The organism is Caulobacter sp. D5 (assembly GCF_003185805.1).
Classification (GTDB): Bacteria; Pseudomonadota; Alphaproteobacteria; order Caulobacterales; family Caulobacteraceae; genus Caulobacter.
On record NZ_QHJY01000396.1, the window covers coordinates 1 to 2,947 of the forward strand.

Below are 2,947 nucleotides of genomic sequence, written 5' to 3' on the forward strand. Positions count from 1 at the left end.
CCCAGGCCAGGCTGGCCTCGAACAGGTGCATGTGCGGGTTCGACAGCAGCGGCACGCTGCGCGGAACGCTCTCCTCGAAGCCCGCGACCGGATGCTTCAGCGTGGCGTAAAGGGAGTCGCGCAAGCCCACGGCCAGAAGCGGCAGGTCGGTCCGCTCGGGCAGAACCTGGGCGGCCATGGCCAGGCCAAACAGGCCGAAGGCCTGGTCATAGAGGTCGACCTTGTCGTCCAGCGGCGTCCCGTCGCTGGCCACCAGGGTGCGCATGAAGCCGTCCGGGCGACGGTACTTGCTCAGATAGAAGTCCAGCCCGTGCTCGAGCGCCGCCTTCCAGGGCCCGTCCCAGCCCAGCAGGCCGGCGGCGGCGTAGGCGTAGATCTGCCGCGGCTGCACCCGGGCGCGGCGGGGCGCCTCCACCGGCGAGCCGTCGAGATCGATCTTCTCGAAGAAGCCGCCCTTCTCGTGGTCCGCCCCGACCGTCCACCACAGCGGAAAGGCGTCGTGCAGCGCCCACGCCTTGAGTTGGTCACGCAGGCGGACGATGCGGTCGGCGGTCATTGAGCTCTCCTTGATGGCGCCGTTTCTAGCGCTCCCCTTCCGTGGCGCAACCCTCCGCTTGTGACAGGGCGAGGGCTCGCGTAATGGCTAGCGGATGCCCAACGAAGCGCCACTGAAGGCTGTTTTCTTCGACCGCGACGGCGTGCTGAACCTGGATCACGGCTACGTCCACGATCCGGCCGACCTGGAGTGGACGCCCGGCGCCCGCGAGGCGATCGCGGCTCTGACGGCGGCGGGCGTGCGCTCGATCGTGGTCACCAACCAGTCGGGCGTGGCGCGCGGCTACTACGGCGAGGACGCCGTCCACGCCCTGCACGCGGTGATGCAGGACGAACTGACCGCGCGCGGCGGCCGGATCTCGGCCTTCTACCACTGCCCGTTCCACAAGGACGCCGTGGTCGAGGCCTATCGCTGCGACGACCATCCCGACCGCAAGCCCAATCCCGGCATGATCCTGCGCGGACTGGCCGAGCACGGCCTTTCGCCGGACGAATGCGTGCTGGTCGGCGACAACGACAGCGACGTCGAGGCCGCCCGCCGGGCCGGCGTCGAAGGCTTTCTCTACGCGGGCGGCGACCTGCTCGAATTCCTGAAAGCGAAGCTTGGCCGGCGTTTCCCGGCGGCTTCTGGAGAGGCGGCTTGAAACTCCTGATCACCGGCGGGGCCGGCTTCATCGGCTCGACCCTGGTGCGCAAGGCGCTGGAGGCCGGCCACGCGGTCGTCAATCTCGACGCCCTGACCTATGCCGGCGACCTGGCCAATCTGGCCGATGTGGCGGACGCCACGGGATACGTCTTCGAGCGGGCCGACATCGCCGACCCCGAGGCCGTCGCGGCGATCTTCGCCCGCCACGACCCGGACGCCGTGCTGCATCTGGCCGCGGAATCCCACGTCGACCGCTCGATCGACGGCCCGCTGGCCTTCGTGCGCACCAACATCGTCGGCACGGCCGTGCTGCTGGAGGCCGCCCGCGCGCACCTGGCCCGCCTGCCGGCCGACCGCGCCGCCGGCTTCCGTTTCGTCCACGTCTCCACCGACGAGGTCTACGGCGCCCTGGGCCCCGAGGATCCCCCCTTCGACGAGCGCTCGCCGGTCGATCCCACCTCGCCCTATTCGTCGAGCAAGGCCTCGTCCGACCTGCTGGCCCGGGCCTGGGGCCGCACCTACGGGCTGCCGGTGATCGTCACCTCGTGCTCGAACAACTACGGCCCGCGCCAGCATCCGGAAAAGCTGATCCCGACGGTGATCTTCAACGCCCTGGCCGGCCGGCCCATCCCGGTCTACGGCGACGGGCGGCAGGTGCGCGACTGGCTGCATGTCGAGGATCACGCCGGCGCCCTGCTGCGGGTGCTGGAGGCCGGCGCGCCGGGCGAGACCTACCTGATCGGCGGCGACGCCGAGCGCGCCAACATCGACCTGGTGCGCACCATCTGCGCCGTGCTCGACGCGATCCGCCCCGGCAACACGCCGCGCGAAGCCCTGATCACCCACGTCACCGACCGGCCCGCCCACGACCGTCGCTACGCCATCGACGCGGGCAAGCTGCAGCGCGAACTGGGCTGGTCGCCAGCCATGACCGTCGAGGAAGGCCTGGAGCGCACCGTGCGCTGGTACCTCGACAACGACGCCTGGTGGGAAGCCATCCAGGCCAAGGGCTTCGCCGGCCAGCGGCTGGGCGTGACCCCGGATACGACCCAGGGCGAGGGCAAGTGATCCGCATCCTGCAGTTCGGGGCCACCGGCCAGGTCTCGCGGGCGATGATCGACCGGGCCCCCGGTCGCGCGATCCTGACGCCGCTGTCGCGCCAGGAGGTCGATCTCGCCGACCTCGCAGCGATCGAGGCGGCCATCGCCGGGGCCGACTGCGATCTTGTCGTCAACTGCGCCGGCTTCACCCTGGTCGACAAGGCCGAGGCCGAGCCCGACGCCGCCCGCGCCGCCAACGCCCTGGCGCCGGCGGCCATGGCCCGGGCCTGCGCGGCCCGCGGCCTGCCGCTGGTTCACCTGTCCACCGACTGCGTGTTCGACGGCGCCCTCGACCGACCCTACCGCGAGGACGACGCGCCCCATCCGCTGTCGGTCTACGGCGCCACCAAGCTCGACGGCGAAACCGCCGTCCTGGCCTGGGAGAAGGGCGTGGTGGTGCGGATCTCGTGGGTGTTCTCGCGCTTCGGCCGCAACTTCGTGCGCACCATGCTGCAGCTGGGCCGCACGCGCGACGAGCTGCGGGTGGTCGCCGACCAGTTCGGCTGCCCGACCGACGCGCTGGCCCTGGCCGAGTTCCTGCTCGCCGCCGCGCCGCGCTGGGCCGCGGCCCAGGCCGGCGATGCGGTCTTCGGCCTCTTTCATTTCACCAACGCCGGCGCGACCTCGCGCCACGACCTCGCCGCCG

The 2,947-nt window shown here is 71.4% G+C and carries 4 protein-coding genes; 3 read left to right on the forward strand and 1 reads right to left on the reverse strand.

What is annotated here, in order from left to right:
* Positions 1-556 (reverse strand): AGE family epimerase/isomerase (locus tag DMC18_RS21900; protein ID WP_199232606.1); only part of this gene is annotated, 556 nt, incomplete at its 3' end.
* Positions 557-650: 94 nt separating this feature from the next.
* On the opposite strand from DMC18_RS21900, the gene DMC18_RS21905 reads away from it, so the two are divergent.
* From DMC18_RS21905 to DMC18_RS21915, 3 genes are all read left to right on the forward strand, one after another.
* Complete coding sequence (locus DMC18_RS21905; protein WP_110120581.1) at positions 651-1,199, forward strand: HAD-IIIA family hydrolase; 549 nt, start codon at positions 651-653, stop codon at positions 1,197-1,199.
* Positions 1,196-2,269: a dTDP-glucose 4,6-dehydratase gene (rfbB, locus tag DMC18_RS21910; protein WP_110120582.1), complete on the forward strand. Its 1,074-nt coding sequence runs from the start codon at positions 1,196-1,198 to the stop codon at positions 2,267-2,269. Before DMC18_RS21905 ends, rfbB begins: the two co-directional genes overlap by 4 nt.
* A partial coding sequence (locus DMC18_RS21915; protein ID WP_233248253.1) for a sugar nucleotide-binding protein occupies positions 2,266-2,947 on the forward strand: 682 nt, incomplete at its 3' end. The genes rfbB and DMC18_RS21915, both read left to right, overlap by 4 nt.

Excerpts from the sequence above, each read along its gene's own strand:
- DMC18_RS21905 (WP_110120581.1), top strand. The coding sequence starts at position 651 with ATGCCCAACGAAGCGCCACTGAAGGCTGTTTTCTTCGACCGCGACGGC.